Genomic DNA, 15,956 nt, shown 5'->3' with positions numbered 1-15,956 from the left:
TTCCGAGCGTCCCCGAGGTACCCGCGCGATGACCCAACCGCCCCCGCAGCCCCCGAACCAGCCGCCGCAGCCGCCGAACCAGCCGCCGCAGCCCCCCCACCAGCCGCCGCAGCCCCCGAACCAGCCGCAGCCGCCCGCGCCGCAGCCGGGCTACGGCTACCCGCAGGTCCCGCCGCCGCAGCCGCCGGCCCCGCAGCCCGGTTACGGCTACCCCGGCACGCAGCCCAACCCGTACGCCCAGCAGCCCGCCGGGTACGGCGCCCAGCCGCAGAACCCGTACGCCCAGCCCACGCAGCCCGTGCCGGGCATGCAGCCGGGGTACGGCTATCCGGGCCAGGGGCAGCCGCCGACCGTGGCGATGCAGCCCCAGCCGGGCTCGGGCGGCGGCCGGAACAACACCGTGCTGTACATCGTGGTCGCGGCGGTCGTCGCCATCGCGCTGATCGTCGGCGGCGGCATCTGGTACGCCAAGTCCTCCGGGGACGACGGCAAGCCGCACGACACCGCCTCCTCCAGCGGCGGCACCGGAGGCGACAAGGGCGGCTCCGGGGGCTACAGCGGCGGTGGCGGCAAGGAGAAGGTGCCGTCCGACCCCGCCTCCAAGGTGCTCTTCCAGGTGCCGCTGCCCAAGACGGACGACACGGTCGACACGACGGGCTCGTGGCTGACGGACAAGGTGTACGCCAAGAGCGGCATCGCGGAGATCGTCGGCTACGACCCGGCCGACGGCGGCAAGCTGTGGACGCTCAAGCTGCCCGGACCGATCTGCGCGGCGAGCAGCCATGTCGGCGAGGGCGGCCGGACGGCGATCGCCTTCCAGCCGAAGAAGCCGGCCAAGGGCTCCTACGCGGGCTGCACCCAGGTCGCGGCGATCGACCTGGCCACCGGCAAGAAACTGTGGACGCAGTCGATCAAGTCCGGTGACTACCCGGTCAACATCGACAATGTGACGGTCTCTCAGCACACTGTCGCCATCGGCAGCAGCGACGGCGGTGCCGCGTTCGACCTCGACTCCGGCAACGCGCTGTGGCAGCCGAAGCCGGGCGACACCTGCCACGACGAGGGGTACGGCGGCGGCAGCCGGCTGGTCGCGGTGCGCACCTGCGGCACGTACGACAACCAGCAGCTGCACATCCAGACCATCGACCCCAAGAGCGGGAAGGTGATCTCCGAGTACAAGATGCCCGACGGCCTCGACGGCGCCGCCATCGTCTCCACCGACCCGCTGGTGGTCGCGGGCGACGGCGACAACGTCTCGGACTACTTCTCCATCGACAACACGACCGGCAAGCTGCTCGCCCGCATCTCCGCGCCCGAGGACACCTACGGGGGCCGCTGCAACGGCATCACCCGTGTCGAGGGGTGCAGGCAGGTCGTGGCCGGCAACGGCAGGCTGTACCTGATGACCGAGTCGCACGACGGCTCCGGCCAGTACTCCAGGACGAACGAGATCGTCGCCTTCGACCTGAAGACCGGCAAGCCCACCGGCCAGCGCGCGGAGGCCGGCGACGGCTACACGCTCTCCCCGCTGCGCATGGACGGCGGCAATCTGCTCGCCTACAAGGCGCCGCCCTACGACAAGGGCGGACAGATCGTCAGCATCGACGGCGGTTCGTTCAAGGAGACCAAGCTGCTGGAGAACCCGGGCACGCGCAACGTGCACGAGGCGGAGACCAGCCTGCTGCCCGACTTCGCGGAGCTGCTCTTCGCCGACGGCCGCCTCTACATGTCGGCGGTGTACGCCCACAAGTCGACGTCGTCGTACGGCAAGGAGTACCTGGTGATGGCGTTCGGCACGGCCGGCTGACCGCCCGCCGTCGCCGTCACCGGCTTCGCCCGAATGGGTGACTTGCCGAGAAGTGCCCCGGATTTCATCGATCCGGGGCACTTCTCATCAAGAGGGGCAGCGCGACGTCGAACAAGCGTGTAGCTTCCGGGGGCATGAAGGGCGGGGGTGCCGGGGGGTCTGGGGGGTTTCTCTATGGGAGTGCGGCTCATGGTCGTCGACGACCATCGCCTGCTCGCGGAAGCGCTGGCGTCTGCGCTCAAGCTGCGCGGGCACCGGGTGGTGGCCGCGACGGCGCCGGCCGCGGGCGCGGCGGATCTGGTGATCGCGCGGGCGCCGGAGGTGTGCCTGCTGGGGACGGCGGTGCCGGCCGAGCCGGGGATCTTCGATCCGGTGGTGAAGATCAAGCGGGAGCGGCCGCAGGTGGCGGTGCTGGTGCTGGGTCCCGTGCCGTCGCCGCGCGGGATCGCGGCGGCCTTCGCCGCGGGGGCGTCGGGGTACGTACGGCACGACGAGCGGATCGAGGGGGTCGAGCGGGCCATCATGAAGGCCCGGGCGGGTGAGGCGGCGGTGGCTCCGCAGCTGCTGCAGGGGGCGTTCGGTGAGCTGCTGAACCCCGCGGCGCAGCCGGACGACGAGGCTCAGCGGCTGCTGGAGATGCTGACACCGCGGGAGGCGGAGGTGCTGGTGCGGGTGGCCGACGGGGAGGACACGCGCCTGATCGCGGCGGGGATGGGGATCGCGCCGAGCACGGCACGCACGCATGTGCAGCGGGTGCTGATGAAGCTCGGGGTCGGTTCGAGACTGGAGGCGGCGGCACTGGCCGCGCGCACGGGGTTGCTGGACCGGGCGGGGTCCGTGCGGGAGTCCGGCCCGCAGTAGCCCGCTCGCCGCCGGGCGCGGCCGGGGAGGTGTCCCGCGGGGGCGCGGGGAGCGGTGTGACCGGCTCCCCCGCGCCCGCACCCGGGGCACGGCGTTCCGCGCCCCGGCGCTACTCCGCCCCCTTCTCCTCGGGCAGCCCCTCCGGAGGGAGCGGCGGCGCGGTGGGCCGCAGCTTCAGCCAGGCCAGGAAGAAGATGCCCAGGAGCAGCATGCCGATCCCGGTCCACAGGTTGATGTTGATGCCCTCGGCCTTGTCGATCGCGGCCTGCGAGTCGGTGATGCCGGTGATGGTGACGATGACGCCGTAGACCACGAACAGGCCGCCGATGATGCGGCGCAGGTCGAAGATGCGGGCGGCGGTCGCCGACTTGGACTCCAGATCGGAGACCTCCCGCTGGACGTCGTCCTCGGTGTAGTGCAGCGGACGGTGTGGCTGCTCGGGATGCTCGGTCATGGTTTCCTCGATCCTCCCGCGTCAGAACGAGAACGGGATGTAGCAGGCGGCGGCCAGGATGACCGCGCCCCAGCCCAGCAGGGCCGGCTTGCGGTACCAGGCGTCGTCGCCCGCGGCGGGCGGCTCGGACATGCCGGGGGAGCGGGTGCCGTAGACCAGGCCCTGCAGCTCCGCCTCCGGCTTCGGCTTGGTGAACAGGGACACGGCGACCATCACGACCGCGCCGGCGACGAAGCCCGCGATCGCGGAGACGAAGTTGGCGCCCTGGTCGGTGGGGATGGAGATGATGTCCTTCTTGTAGAGGACGAAGTAGTTGACCATCGCGGTCACGGTGCCGGCGAGCAGACCCCAGAAGCCGGACTTGGCGGACGCCCGCTTCCAGAACATGCCGACGATGAAGACGACGAACATCGGCACGTTGAAGAAGGAGAACAGCGTCTGGAGGTAGCTCATGATGTTCGAGAACGAGGACGCCAGGAACGCCGTGCCGACGGAGGCGCAGACGCCGATCGCGGTGATCAGGCGGCCGAACCGCACGTAGTAGGCGTCCTCGCGGTCCCGCACCACGTACTTCGCCCAGATGTCGTTGGTGAAGACGGTGTTGAAGGACGACACGTTGGCCGCCATGCCCGCCATGAAGGCCGCCAGCAGACCGGTGACGGCGATGCCGAGGACGCCGTTGGGCAGCAGTTCCTGCATCAGGTACGGGATGGCGTCGTTGTACTGCAGACCGGAGCCGGACGTGCCGATCTTGGGCACCAGCGCGGCGGCGACCAGGCCCGGGATCATCACCAGGAAGACGATGAAGATCTTCGGGTAGGCGGCGATCAGCGGCGTGCGCTGTCCGGCGGAGAGGTTCTTCGCGGACAGGGCGCGCTGCACCTCGGCGAAGTTGGTGGTCCAGTAGCCGAAGGAGAGCACGAAGCCGAGGCCGAGGACGATGGTCAGCCAGTTGGCGCCCAGCGGGTTGGCGTGGCCGATGCCGGTGCCGCCCCAGGCCGTGGTGAAGTCGGCGCCGTGGGCCGCGGTGAGCTTGTCGGTCAGGCCGCCCCAGCCGCCGACCTTCTTCAGGCCGAGCACGGTGATGGGGATGAGCGCGGCGAGGATCACGAAGAACTGGAGCACCTCGTTGTAGATCGCCGAGGACAGGCCGCCGAGGGTGATGTAGGCGAGCACGAAGGCGCCGGCGACGACGATGGCGACCCACTGCGGCCAGCCGAGCAGGGCCTCGACGACGATCGCGAGGGCGTAGAGGTTGACGCCGGCGATCAGGATCGCGGCGAAGGCGAACAGGATCGAGCTGAGCAGGTGGGCGGCCCGGTCGAAGCGCAGCAGCAGGAACTCGGGGACCGAGCGGACCTTGCTGCCGTAGTAGAAGGGCATCATCACCAGGCCCAGGAAGACCATGGCGGGGATGGCGCCGATCCAGTACCAGTGGACGGTGTAGGCGCCGTACTGGGCGCTGTTCGCGGCCATGCCCAGGATCTCGGTGGCCGCCAGGTTCGCCGAGATGAAGGCGAGGCCGGTGATCCAGGCGGGCAGCGAGCGTCCGGACAGGAAGAAGTCGAGGCTGGTCTTCACGGAACGGCGGGCGGCGAAGCCGATGCCGAGGACGACCACGAAGTAGATCGCCAGGATCGTGTAGTCCAGCCAGTTGGTGGGGAGCCGTAGCTCCGCCGCCAGGGGGGCGGTGCCGTATGGGGGGGTTTGCATGAAGAACTCGCTTCGTCGCGCGAACTGATCAGAGCGGAACCTACGCCTCCATGTTCAGTAATTGAACACTTCTGTTGATGTTCTTTGTTTGATTGTGATGATCCCGGGTGTTGTCGGGTTGTGATCTGTTATGTTTGATTGTGTTGAGTCATTGTATGCGGGACGTAGAGGAGCCCGGTTTGAAGAAGACCTCGACCCGGCTGGCCGACGGTCGTGAGCTGATCTACTACGACCTCCGGGACGACACCGTGCGGGAGGCGGTCGACCGCCGTCCCCTGGACCGCACGATCACCACGTCCGAGATCCGCCGCGACCCGCTGCTCGGCGACTCCGTCGCCGTCGCCTCGCACCGCCAGGGCCGCACCTACCATCCGCCGGCCGACGAGTGCCCGCTGTGCCCCACGCGCGGCGACCGGCTCAGCGAGATCCCGGACTCCGCGTACGACGTCGTCGTCTTCGAGAACCGGTTCCCGTCCCTGGCCGGCGACTCCGGCCGTTGCGAGGTCGTCTGCTTCACCTCCGACCACGACGCCTCCTTCGCCGACCTCGCCCCGCGGCAGGCGCGCCTGGTGCTGGACGCCTGGACGGACCGCACGTCGGAGCTGTCGCATCTGCCCTCCGTCGAGCAGGTGTTCTGTTTCGAGAACCGTGGTGCCGAGATCGGCGTGACCCTCGGTCACCCGCACGGACAGATCTACGCCTACCCCTTCACCACTCCGCGCACCGCGCTGATGCTCCGCTCGCTCGCCGCCCACCGGGAGGCCACCGGTGGGGAGAACCTGTTCGACGCGGTCCTGGAACGGGAACTCGCCGCGGAGCGGGTCGTCCTTGAGGGTGAACACTGGGCGGCCTTCGTGCCCTACGCGGCGCACTGGCCGTACGAGGTCCACCTGTACCCGAAGCGCCGGGTGCCCGATCTGCTCGCGCTGGACGAGGCGGCGCGCACAGAATTCCCCCAGGTCTATCTGGAACTCTTGAGGCGCTTCGACCGGATCTTCGGCGAGGGTGAGCCTCCGACGCCGTACATCGCGGCCTGGCACCAGGCCCCGTTCGGCGCGCTGGACGAGTTCGACGGCGTGACGCGCGACGACTTCGCGCTCCACCTAGAGCTTTTCACCATTCGCCGCACTTCCGGCAAGCTGAAGTTTCTCGCGGGTTCCGAGTCCGGCATGAACGTGTTCATCAACGACGTGCCGCCGGAACGCGCGGCCCAGCGACTGCGAGAGGTAGCGAGTTCATGAAGTACCTGGTGACGGGCGGAGCGGGATACGTCGGCAGTGTCGTGGCCCAGCACTTGCTGGAGGCCGGCCACGAGGTCACCGTCCTCGACAACCTCTCCACCGGCTTCCGCGAGGGCGTCCCGGCCGGCGCCGCGTTCGTCGAGGGCGACATCCGCGACGCCGGCAAGTGGCTCGACGCCTCCTTCGACGGCGTGCTGCACTTCGCGGCGTCCTCGCAGGTCGGCGAGTCCGTGGTGAAGCCGGAGAAGTACTGGGACAACAACGTCGCCGGCAGCATGGCCCTGCTCGCCGCGATGCGCGAGGCGGGCGTCCGCACGCTGGTCTTCTCCTCCACCGCGGCCACCTACGGCGAGCCGGAGCAGGTCCCGATCATGGAGAGCGCCCCGACCCGGCCGACCAACCCCTACGGCGCCTCCAAGCTCGCCGTCGACCACATGATCACCAGCGAGGCGAACGCCCACGGCCTGGCCGCCGTGTCGCTGCGCTACTTCAACGTCGCCGGCGCCTACGGCACGTCCGGCGAGCGGCACCACCCCGAGTCGCACCTGATCCCGCTGGTCCTCCAGGTCGCCCAGGGCCGCCGCGACGCGATCTCGGTCTACGGCGACGACTACCCCACCCCCGACGGCACCTGCGTCCGCGACTACATCCACGTCGCCGACCTCGCCGAGGCCCACCTGCTGGCCCTGACGGCCGCCACCCCGGGCGAGCACCTGATCTGCAACCTCGGCAACGGCAACGGCTTCTCCGTCCGCCAGGTCATCGAGACCGTCCGCGAGGTCACCGGGCACCCGATCCCCGAGGTGGTGGCCCCGCGCCGGGGCGGCGACCCGGCCGTCCTGGTCGCCTCCGCGGACACCGCCCGCGAGAAACTGGGCTGGAACCCGACCCGCGCGGACCTCGCGGGCATCGTCGCGGACGCGTGGGAGTTCGCGCAGAGCATCACAAAGGAGCACTAGTGGGGGCACAGCAGGTCGCGGAGCGCTTCGCCGAGCTGTACGGGGCGCGGCCGGAGGGCGTCTGGGCGGCACCGGGCCGCGTGAACCTCATCGGCGAGCACACCGACTACAACGACGGCTTCGTCATGCCGTTCGCGCTGCCGCACCAGGCGATCGCGGCGGTCTCCCGCCGCACCGACGGCGTCCTGCGCCTGCACTCGGCGGACATCGAGGGCGGTCTCGCCGAGGTCGCGGAGCTGCGGCTGGACGCCCTCGCCCCGGGAAGCGACGAGAACTGGACGGCGTACCCCGCGGGCGTGGTCTGGGCGCTGCGCGAGGCGGGCCACGCGATCACCGGCGCCGACGTCCACCTCTCCTCCACGGTCCCCACGGGCGCGGGCCTGTCCTCCTCCGCCGCCCTGGAGGTCGTGATCGCCCTGGCGCTGAACGACCTGTACGGACTCGGCCTGCAACGCTGGAAGCTGGCCCGGCTGTGCCAGCGCGCCGAGAACGTCTACGTCGGCGCCCCCACCGGCATCATGGACCAGACGGCGTCGGCCTGCTGCGAGCAGGGCAACGCCCTCTTCCTGGACACCCGTGACCTGTCCCAGCACCAGATCCCCTTCGACCTCGCGGCCGAGGGGCTGCGCCTGCTCGTCGTGGACACCCAGGTCAAGCACGCCCACAGCGGCGGCGAGTACGGCAAGCGCCGGGCCGGCTGCGAGAAGGGCGCGGCCCTGCTCGGCGTCGACGCCCTGCGGGACATCCCCTACGCCGGACTGGGCGCGGCGCTCGCCCGCCTGGGCGACGAGGAGGAGGTCGTCCGCCTGGTCCGCCACGTCGTGACGGAGGACCACCGGGTGGAGCGCGTCGTCGACCTCCTCCGCTCCGGCGAGACCCGCGCGATCGGCCCCGTCCTCACCGAGGGCCACGCCTCCCTGCGCGACGACTTCCGCATCTCCTGCCCGGAGCTGGACCTGGTCGTCGACACCGCCCTGGCCGCCGGCGCCCTCGGCGCCCGCATGACCGGCGGCGGCTTCGGCGGCTCGGCGATCGTCCTGACCGAGGCGACGGACGTCGACACGCTCACCAAGGCGATCGAAGAGGCCTTCGCCGCGGCGGACTTCACGCTTCCCCGCGTCTTCGAGGCGGTGCCCTCGGCGGGGGCCCGGCGGCTGGTCTGAGTCCTCGGCCTCGTCGGCCCCGCGCACAGGTGCGGGGCCGGCGGTCTTTCCCCCAGGCGTCAGCCCAGCCGCTTCGTCAGCGTGTACTCCGTGATCCCCGGCGGATAGTCGGGGACCACGCCCACCACCTCGTACCCCTGCTTCCGGTAGAAGTCCGGAGCCTGGAAGTCCCACGTCTCCACGCGGGAGGCCGCGCAGCCGCGGTCGGTGCGGGCGACGCGTTCCGCCTCGGCGAGGAGGCGGGAGCCCAGGCCCGTGCCGCGGTAGGCGGCGTCCACCCACAGGTAGGTGATGTGCAGCCAGCTCGTCCAGGTGTGGCCGACCAGGCCGCCCGCCAGGTCGCCGGCCGCGTCCAGCGCCCACACGTGGAGAGGGACCTCACGCTCGCCGGGTGTGCCGCGCAGGGCGGCCAGGACCGGGGATGCCGCCGTATTGGTGTCCCGCAGCCGTGAGTGGAGCAGATCACGTCGACCTTTGTCGACTTCCGCCTCAATACGAAACATGCGGCACACCATAAACGCGTCGTACGGCCAGTTCTGCAAATCTCCTTCCGCTGCGTGCTCTCATCCGTACTCTGTGGAACAGCACCGGTGGGGGCCGGTGCCGCTCAGGGGGCGAGACAGGCGGGTACGACGCCCGCGGTGGGGGTAGCAGTCTCCGCAACGGCGGCGGCCGTGCGGTACGCGTCCTTGTCCGCGGGTGTCGTGTCCGCGCGGGTCGTCGTTCTCCGGACCTTTTCCGGGCATTTCCGGACCGGCCTATTCCGGAGCTTTCCGGACCTTGGGTATCCCCTGCTCCACGCGGAGCCTGGGGAAGGGGGTTTCGTGGTGCGCATCCGAGTCCTGGTCGTCGACGACCACCGCATTTTCGCCGAGTCGCTCGCCGCCGCGCTGGCCGCCGAGTCCGACGTCGACGTCTTCGCCGCCGGCAGCGGCCCCGCCGCGCTGCGCTGCCTGGAGCGCGCGGCCGGCGAGGGCCGTCGCTACGACGTCCTCCTGGTCGACGCCGACCTGGGCGGCCAGCTGCCCGGCACCCGCCCGGCCGTGCCGGTGCGGGAGGGCAACGAGGAGGGCCTGGTCGACGGGATCTCCCTCGTCGCCGGGGTCCGCGCCGCCCAGCCCGCCGTCCGGATCGTCGTCCTCGCCGAGAAGGACGACCCGCGCCGCGCGGCCCTCGCCCTCCAGGCCGGCGCCTCCGGCTGGGTCGCCAAGGACTGCTCGCTGTCGCGGCTGCTGACGGTGATACGGGGCGTGCTGCGCGACGAGACGCATCTGCCGCCCGCGCTGCTCACCGGGGTGCTGAAGGAACTGACGGCCGCCCGGCGCCACCGCAGCGAGAGCGAACGGCTGGTGGAGTCCCTCACCCCGCGGGAGCGGGAGGTGCTGCGCTGCATGGTCGCCGGGCTCGGCCGCAAGGCCGTGGCCGAGCGGCTGTTCCTCTCCCCGCACACCGTCCGCACCCATATGCAGAACGTCCTCGGCAAGCTGGGGGTGCACTCCACGCTGGCCGCCGTCGCGCTGGCCCGGCGGGCCGGGGTGGGTCCGGCGGACCTAACCGGGGATGTTGTCGAACGGGGCGGTCAGCTGGCGTAGCAGCCCCGCCAGTTCCGCGCGCTGGGCGCGGGACAGCTCGGCCAGGATCGCCCGCTCCTGGTCCAGCAGGCCCGACAGTGCCTGGTCCGCGCGGTCGCGGCCCTCGTCGGTCAGCCGGACCAGCACGCCCCGCCGGTCACTGGGGTCGGGCAGCCGCTCCACCAGCCCCTTCTTGGCCAGCCGGTCGATGCGGTTGGTCATCGTGCCCGAGGTGACCAGGGTCTGCGTCAGCAGCTGGCCGGGGGAGAGCTGGTACGGCGATCCCGCGCGCCGGAGCGCGGTCAGCACATCGAACTCCCACGGCTCCAGCTGGTGCTCGGCGAAGGCGAGCCGGCGGGCGCGGTCCAGATGCCGGGCGAGGCGGCTCACCCGGCTCAGTACTTCCAGCGGCTCCACGTCGAGGTCCGGACGCTCCCGGCGCCACGCTGCGACCAGCCGATCGACCTCGTCCTCCATGGAGATCAGTGTAGTGGTTGTGTCGACATGAAGTCTCTTGATATCGAGTCTCTTGACATCAAGAGACTCGCGGTGGAGAGTGACCGGCATGACGAAGCCCACCTGGGACCCCGCCCAGTACCTCCGCCACGCCGGACACCGGGCCCGGCCCTTCGCCGACCTCCTCGCCCGCATCCCGGCCCTGCCCGGCGACCGCCCCCGCATCGCCGACCTCGGCTGCGGCCCCGGCAACGTCACCGCCCTGCTCGCCGACCGCTGGCCCACCGCCCACATCACCGGCTACGACAACTCACCCGAGATGCTCGACAAGGCCCACGTCGACCACGAGGGCCCCACGTCCGGCGGCGGCCGCCTGGACTTCGCCCCCGCCGACGCCCGCACCTGGACGCCCGCGGAGCCCTACGGCCTCATCGTCTCCAACGCCACCCTCCAATGGGTGCCGGGCCACGCCGACCGGTTCGGCGACTGGATCGCCGCCCTGGAACCCGGCGGCACCCTCGCCTTCCAGATCCCCGACAACATCGACGCCCCGCTGCACGCCCTGATGCGCGACCTCGCCACCGGCCCCCGCTGGCGGGACCGCCTCGCCGACGTCCTGCGCCGCACCGACTCCGTGCACACCCCCGGCACCTACCTGGACCGCCTCACCCGCCTCGGCTGCACGGCCGACGTCTGGCAGACGACGTACTTCCACGTCCTGACGGGCGAGGACCCCGTGCTCGACTGGGTGAAGGGCACCGGCCTGCGCCCCGCCCTGACCGCGCTCGCCGACGACCCCGAGGCCCGCGACGCGTTCGTCACCGAGTACCGGGACCTGCTGCGCACGGCCTACCCGAGCGCCCCCTACGGCACCGTCCTGCCGTTCCGCCGACTCTTCGCCGTGGCCGTGAAGGAGGCCTGAGCACGCTCGCCGCCGTCGACCGCGAGCCCCGCCGAATCACGCCTTCCGGTGCCCTATCAGCCGCGGCTTCTGCTCCAGGCCGTCCAGGCCGTGCCACGCCAGGTTCACCAGATGGGCCGCCACCTCCGCCTTCTTCGGGCGGCGGACGTCCAGCCACCACTGACCGGTCAGCGCGACCATGCCGACCAGGGCCTGGGCGTACAGCGGAGCCAGCTTCGGGTCGAAGCCGCGGGACTTGAACTCACGGCCCAGGATGTCCTCCACCTGGGTCGCGATGTCCGAGATCAGCGACGCGAAGGACCCCGTGGACTGCGGGATGGGCGAGTCCCGCACCAGAATGCGGAAGCCGTCCGTGTACTCCTCGATGTAGTCGAGCAGCGCGAACGCGGCCTGCTCGCACAGCTCCCGGGGATGGCCGGCGGTCAGCGAACCGGTCACCATGTCCAGCAGCCGCCGCATCTCACGGTCGACCACCACCGCGTACAGCCCCTCCTTGCCGCCGAAGTGCTCGTACACCACCGGCTTGGACACCCCGGCCTTCGCCGCGATCTCCTCCACCGACGTGCCCTCGAAACCCTTGGCAGCGAAAAGGGTGCGACCGATCTCCAGCAACTGCTGGCGGCGCTCGGCACCGGTCATGCGAGTCCGGCGGGTCCGCCGCTGCTTGTCGTTGCCTGAAGTGCTGCTGGAGTCGGTCGCCACGGCGTCAATCATGCCGCCTCGGCCGTCTCCCCCCGGCGCCGGGAGCCGCCTTCCCCGGTGTCACGGCGCGAATCGATACGCGAGCGTGACGGCCAGCGCACGTCGTACGCCCAGCCGAGCAGCTCGAACCAGCGGATGAACCGCGCGGAGGAGTCCACCTGGCCGCGCATCACCCCGTGCCGCGCCGACGTCGGGTCGGCATGGTGCAGGTTGTGCCACGACTCACCGCAGGACAGGACCGCCAGCCACCACACGTTGCCCGAGCGGTCCCGCGACTTGAACGGCCGCTTGCCCACCGCATGGCAGATCGAATTGATCGACCACGTCACATGGTGCAACAGCGCCACCCGCACGAGTGAACCCCAGAAGAACGCGGTGAACGCGCCCCACCAGGACATCGTCACCAGACCGCCGATCAGCGGCGGCAGCGCGAGCGAGACGACCGTCCAGAGGACGAACTGCCGGGAGATCGCACGGATCGCCGGATCCTTGACCAGATCCGGGGCGTACTTCTCCTGCGGCGTCTGCTCCTCGTCGAACATCCAGCCGATGTGCGCCCACCACAGGCCCTTCATCAGCGCCGGAACCGTCTCGCCGAACCGCCACGGAGAATGCGGATCGCCCTCCGCGTCGGAGAACCTGTGATGCTTGCGGTGATCGGCCACCCAGCGCACCAGGGGACCCTCGACCGCCAGCGAACCCATGATCGCCAACGCGATCCGCAGCGGCCGCTTGGCCTTGAACGAACCGTGGGTGAAGTACCGGTGGAAACCGATCGTGATGCCGTGGCATCCCAGGAAGTAGAAGAACACCAGCAGGCCCAGATCGAGCCAGCTCACCCCCCAGCCCCAGGCCAGCGGCACCGCCGCCACCAGTGCCAGGAACGGCACGGTGATGAAGAGCAGCAGCGTGATCTGCTCGATCGAGCGCTTCTGCTCGCCGCCCAGCGTGGCGGAGGGGAGAACTGTGTCGGTGGCCTTATGGGCTTCGTCGATCACATCGGAACGTGAGGTCATGCGCGTCCCCTGTGGGGTCTAGGGCCGAGGGTTCGAGGGTCGAGACGGGTGCCGGGCCACCGGGACCGAGCGGGACGCGACGGTACTTCCCTACGGTTCCGTAACCTACGGCGTCGTAAGTATGGCAGCGTGTCACACGGCGGCAAGAGCCCCGGACCCTGCGCGTCCCCATGGCCACCTATCCTTGGAGTCGGTCGGACAGCGCGGTCCGCTGAAGTTTCCTTCCCGGACGCTCCGGCCCGTATGCGGCGCCCGCCGCGCGGCAGCCGACCGGGTTCCCTCCCAGACGAGCTTCAACACTGCAAGGAGCCGCACCTGTGAGCAGTGCCGACGACCAGACCACCACGACCAGCGCCGAGCTGCGCGCCGACATCCGCCGGCTGGGTGACCTCCTGGGCGAGACCCTCGTCCGCCAGGAAGGCCCCGAACTCCTCGAACTGGTCGAGAAGGTCCGCCGCCTCACCCGCGAGGACGGCGAAGCCGCCGCCGAGCTGCTGCGAGGCATCGAACTGGAGACCGCGGCCAAGCTGGTCCGCGCCTTCTCCACCTACTTCCACCTCGCCAACGTCACCGAACAGGTGCACCGCGGCCGAGAGCTGCGCGCCCGCCGCGCAGCCGAAGGCGGCCTGCTCGCCCGCACGGCCGACCGCCTCAAGGACGCCGACCCCGAGCACCTCAAGGAGAGCGTCCAGCACCTCAACGTCCGCCCGGTCTTCACCGCACACCCCACCGAGGCCGCCCGCCGGTCGGTCCTCAACAAGCTCCGGCGCGTCGCCGCACTCCTGGACACCCCCGTCCTCGACTCCGACCGCCGCCGCCAGGACGTCCGCCTCGCCGAGAACATCGACCTCGTCTGGCAGACCGACGAGCTGCGCGTCGTACGCCCCGAACCCGCCGACGAGGCCCGCAACGCCATCTACTACCTGGACGAGCTGCACGCCAACGCCGTGGGCGACGTCCTGGAGGACCTCACGGCGGAACTGGAACGGGTCGGCGTCAAGCTCCCCGACGACACCCGCCCGCTCACCTTCGGCACCTGGATCGGCGGCGACCGCGACGGCAACCCCAACGTCACCCCCCAGGTCACCTGGGACGTCCTCATCCTCCAGCACGAACACGGCATCAACGACGCCCTGGAGATGATCGACGGACTGCGCGGCCTGCTCTCCAACTCCATCCGCTACACCGGAGCCACCGAAGAGCTGCTCGAGTCCCTCCGGACCGACCTGGAACTCCTCCCCGAGATCAGCCCCCGCTACAAGCGCCTCAACGCCGAGGAGCCCTACCGGCTCAAGGCCACCTGCATCCGGCAGAAGCTGGAGAACACCAAGCAGCGCCTCGCCACCGGCACCCCCCACGAGGCCGGCCGCGACTACCTCGGCACCGGCGAACTGCTGAGCGACCTGCGCATCATCCAGAACTCCCTGCGCGAGCACCGCGGCGGCCTGTTCGCCGACGGCCGCCTCGCCCGCACCATCCGCACCCTCGCCGCCTTCGGCCTCCAGCTCGCCACCATGGACGTCCGCGAACACGCCGACGCCCACCACCACGCCCTCGGTCAGCTCTTCGACCGCCTCGGCGAGGAATCCTGGCGCTACGCCGACATGCCCCGCGAGTACCGGGCCAAGCTCCTCGCCAAGGAACTCAGGTCCCGCCGGCCCCTCGCCCCGACCCCGGCGCCCGTCGACGCCGCCGGGCAGAAGACCCTCGGCGTCTTCGAAACCGTCAAGAAGGCCCTGACCGTCTTCGGACCCGAGGTCATCGAGTCCTACATCATCTCCATGTGCCAGGGCGCCGACGACGTCTTCGCCGCCACCGTCCTCGCCCGCGAGGCCGGCCTGGTCGACCTCCACGCCGGCTGGGCCAAGATCGGCATCGTCCCCCTCCTGGAGACCACCGACGAGCTGAAGGCCGCCGACACCATCCTGGAGGACATGCTCTCCGACCCGTCCTACCGGCGCCTGGTCGCGCTGCGCGGCGACGTCCAGGAGGTCATGCTCGGCTACTCCGACTCCTCCAAGTTCGGCGGCATCACCACCAGCCAGTGGGAGATCCACCGCGCCCAGCGCCGGCTGCGCGACGTCGCCCACCGCTACGGCGTCCGCCTGCGCCTCTTCCACGGCCGCGGCGGCACCGTCGGCCGCGGCGGCGGCCCCTCCCACGACGCCATCCTCGCCCAGCCCTGGGGCACCCTGGAGGGCGAGATCAAGGTCACCGAGCAGGGCGAGGTCATCTCCGACAAGTACCTCATCCCCTCCCTCGCCCGGGAGAACCTGGAACTGACCGTCGCGGCCACCCTCCAGGCCTCCGCCCTGCACACCGCCCCCCGCCAGTCCGACGAGGCCCTCGCCCGCTGGGACGCCGCCATGGACGTCGTCTCCGACGCCGCCCACGCCGCCTACCGCCGGCTCGTCGAGGACCCCGACCTGCCGACGTACTTCCTCGCCTCCACGCCCGTCGACCAGCTCGCCGAGCTGCACCTGGGCTCGCGGCCCTCCCGCCGCCCCGGCTCGGGCGTCTCGCTCGACGGTCTGCGCGCCATCCCGTGGGTGTTCGGCTGGACCCAGTCCCGGCAGATCGTGCCCGGCTGGTTCGGCGTCGGCTCCGGCCTCAAGGCGCTGCGGGAAACCGGCCTGGACACCGTGCTCGGCGAGATGCACGAACAGTGGCACTTCTTCCGCAACTTCATCTCCAACGTCGAGATGACCCTCGCCAAGACGGACCTGCGGATCGCCCAGCACTACGTCGACACCCTCGTCCCCGACGAACTCAAGCACGTGTTCGACACCATCAAGGCCGAACACGAACTCACCGTCCGCGAGGTCCTGCGCATCACCGGCGAGACCGAGCTCCTGGACGCCCAGCCCGTCCTGAAGCAGACCTTCGGCATCCGCGACGCCTACCTGGACCCGATCTCCTACCTCCAGGTCACCCTGCTCAAGCGCCAGCGCGACGCGGCCGCCGCCGGCGACGAGCCCGACCCCCTGCTCTCCCGCGCCCTGCTCCTCACCGTCAACGGCGTGGCGGCCGGCCTGCGCAACACCGGCTGACCCGCACCCCCCGCACCAAGGTGCCCCCGAGGTCCTACGAC

At 70.8% G+C, this 15,956-nt stretch carries 14 protein-coding genes; 8 read left to right on the top strand and 6 right to left on the bottom strand.

Going from position 1 to position 15,956, the window contains the following annotated elements:
- The first annotated feature begins 28 nt into the window (after positions 1 to 28).
- Both ACZ7KF_RS03200 and ACZ7KF_RS03195 read left to right on the top strand, forming a co-directional pair.
- Positions 29 to 1,807: an outer membrane protein assembly factor BamB family protein gene (locus ACZ7KF_RS03200; RefSeq protein ID WP_471068922.1), complete on the top strand. Its 1,779-nt coding sequence runs from the start codon at positions 29 to 31 to the stop codon at positions 1,805 to 1,807.
- A 174-nt stretch (positions 1,808 to 1,981) separates the two neighbouring features.
- A complete protein-coding gene (locus ACZ7KF_RS03195; RefSeq protein ID WP_471068920.1) occupies positions 1,982 to 2,668 on the top strand; it encodes a helix-turn-helix transcriptional regulator in 687 nt (228 codons plus the stop codon).
- 109 nt (positions 2,669 to 2,777) lie between these two features.
- Here the strand turns inward: ACZ7KF_RS03195 and ACZ7KF_RS03190 are convergent, their stop codons facing one another.
- Together ACZ7KF_RS03190 and ACZ7KF_RS03185 are read right to left on the bottom strand one after the other, a co-directional pair.
- A complete protein-coding gene (locus ACZ7KF_RS03190; protein ID WP_471068918.1) occupies positions 2,778 to 3,122 on the bottom strand; it encodes a hypothetical protein in 345 nt (114 codons plus the stop codon).
- 21 nt (positions 3,123 to 3,143) lie between these two features.
- Complete coding sequence (locus tag ACZ7KF_RS03185) at positions 3,144 to 4,835, bottom strand: sodium:solute symporter family protein (RefSeq protein ID WP_471068916.1); 1,692 nt, start codon at positions 4,833 to 4,835, stop codon at positions 3,144 to 3,146.
- Positions 4,836 to 5,014: 179 nt separating this feature from the next.
- Between ACZ7KF_RS03185 and galT the strand changes: the two genes are divergently transcribed.
- The 3 genes from galT to galK are packed head-to-tail and all read left to right on the top strand — an operon-like array spanning position 5,015 to position 8,198.
- Positions 5,015 to 6,076, top strand: a complete 1,062-nt coding sequence (galT, locus tag ACZ7KF_RS03180; RefSeq protein ID WP_471068914.1) for a galactose-1-phosphate uridylyltransferase — start codon at positions 5,015 to 5,017, stop codon at positions 6,074 to 6,076.
- On the top strand, positions 6,073 to 7,035 hold the full coding sequence (gene galE / locus ACZ7KF_RS03175) for a UDP-glucose 4-epimerase GalE (protein ID WP_471068912.1): 963 nt from the start codon (positions 6,073 to 6,075) through the stop codon (positions 7,033 to 7,035). Before galT ends, galE begins: the two co-directional genes overlap by 4 nt.
- On the top strand, positions 7,035 to 8,198 hold the full coding sequence (gene galK / locus ACZ7KF_RS03170) for a galactokinase (RefSeq protein WP_471068910.1): 1,164 nt from the start codon (positions 7,035 to 7,037) through the stop codon (positions 8,196 to 8,198). The genes galE and galK overlap by 1 nt, the downstream gene beginning before the upstream one ends.
- 59 nt (positions 8,199 to 8,257) lie before the next feature.
- Here the strand turns inward: galK and ACZ7KF_RS03165 are convergent, their stop codons facing one another.
- Positions 8,258 to 8,713 carry a GNAT family N-acetyltransferase gene (locus tag ACZ7KF_RS03165; RefSeq protein ID WP_471069565.1) on the bottom strand — a complete coding sequence of 152 codons (456 nt, stop codon included), beginning with the start codon at positions 8,711 to 8,713 and terminating at the stop codon, positions 8,258 to 8,260.
- 309 nt (positions 8,714 to 9,022) lie between these two features.
- Here ACZ7KF_RS03165 and ACZ7KF_RS03160 point away from each other — a divergent pair, with 309 nt between their 5' ends.
- Entirely contained in the window at positions 9,023 to 9,790 is a 768-nt protein-coding gene (locus tag ACZ7KF_RS03160; protein ID WP_471068908.1) for a LuxR C-terminal-related transcriptional regulator, read from the top strand.
- On the opposite strand, the gene tamR is transcribed toward ACZ7KF_RS03160, so the two are convergent.
- Positions 9,749 to 10,246, bottom strand: a complete 498-nt coding sequence (gene tamR / locus ACZ7KF_RS03155; RefSeq protein ID WP_471068906.1) for a MarR family transcriptional regulator TamR — start codon at positions 10,244 to 10,246, stop codon at positions 9,749 to 9,751. The genes ACZ7KF_RS03160 and tamR overlap by 42 nt on opposite strands.
- Before the next feature lie 88 nt (positions 10,247 to 10,334).
- On the opposite strand from tamR, the gene ACZ7KF_RS03150 reads away from it, so the two are divergent.
- On the top strand, positions 10,335 to 11,147 hold the full coding sequence (locus ACZ7KF_RS03150) for a trans-aconitate 2-methyltransferase (protein ID WP_471068904.1): 813 nt from the start codon (positions 10,335 to 10,337) through the stop codon (positions 11,145 to 11,147).
- Positions 11,148 to 11,183: 36 nt separating this feature from the next.
- Here ACZ7KF_RS03150 and ACZ7KF_RS03145 read toward each other — a convergent pair whose 3' ends face one another.
- Positions 11,184 to 11,861, bottom strand: coding sequence for a TetR/AcrR family transcriptional regulator (locus tag ACZ7KF_RS03145; RefSeq protein WP_181793533.1), 678 nt, complete (start codon positions 11,859 to 11,861; stop codon positions 11,184 to 11,186).
- Positions 11,858 to 12,865 (bottom strand): acyl-CoA desaturase, encoded by a 1,008-nt coding sequence (locus ACZ7KF_RS03140; RefSeq protein WP_471068902.1) that lies wholly within the window; start codon positions 12,863 to 12,865, stop codon positions 11,858 to 11,860. The genes ACZ7KF_RS03145 and ACZ7KF_RS03140 overlap by 4 nt, the downstream gene beginning before the upstream one ends.
- A gap of 317 nt (positions 12,866 to 13,182) precedes the next feature.
- On the opposite strand from ACZ7KF_RS03140, the gene ppc reads away from it, so the two are divergent.
- Positions 13,183 to 15,915, top strand: a complete 2,733-nt coding sequence (ppc, locus tag ACZ7KF_RS03135; protein ID WP_471068900.1) for a phosphoenolpyruvate carboxylase — start codon at positions 13,183 to 13,185, stop codon at positions 15,913 to 15,915.
- Positions 15,916 to 15,956: the final 41 nt, after the last annotated feature.

It is taken from the genome of Streptomyces sp. NPDC038200 (assembly GCF_055600785.1).
This window is presented reverse-complemented; position numbering and strand designations above follow the sequence as displayed.

Coding starts and splice junctions, on each gene's coding strand:
- ACZ7KF_RS03165 (WP_471069565.1), bottom strand. CDS start 8,713: ATGGTGTGCCGCATGTTTCGTATTGAGGCGGAAGTCGACAAAGGTCGA.
- ACZ7KF_RS03185 (WP_471068916.1), bottom strand. CDS start 4,835: ATGCAAACCCCCCCATACGGCACCGCCCCCCTGGCGGCGGAGCTACGG.
- ACZ7KF_RS03200 (WP_471068922.1), top strand. CDS start 29: ATGACCCAACCGCCCCCGCAGCCCCCGAACCAGCCGCCGCAGCCGCCG.
- tamR (WP_471068906.1), bottom strand. CDS start 10,246: ATGGAGGACGAGGTCGATCGGCTGGTCGCAGCGTGGCGCCGGGAGCGT.
- ACZ7KF_RS03145 (WP_181793533.1), bottom strand. CDS start 11,861: ATGATTGACGCCGTGGCGACCGACTCCAGCAGCACTTCAGGCAACGAC.
- ACZ7KF_RS03190 (WP_471068918.1), bottom strand. CDS start 3,122: ATGACCGAGCATCCCGAGCAGCCACACCGTCCGCTGCACTACACCGAG.
- ACZ7KF_RS03150 (WP_471068904.1), top strand. CDS start 10,335: ATGACGAAGCCCACCTGGGACCCCGCCCAGTACCTCCGCCACGCCGGA.
- ACZ7KF_RS03195 (WP_471068920.1), top strand. CDS start 1,982: ATGGGAGTGCGGCTCATGGTCGTCGACGACCATCGCCTGCTCGCGGAA.
- galE (WP_471068912.1), top strand. CDS start 6,073: ATGAAGTACCTGGTGACGGGCGGAGCGGGATACGTCGGCAGTGTCGTG.
- ACZ7KF_RS03140 (WP_471068902.1), bottom strand. CDS start 12,865: ATGACCTCACGTTCCGATGTGATCGACGAAGCCCATAAGGCCACCGAC.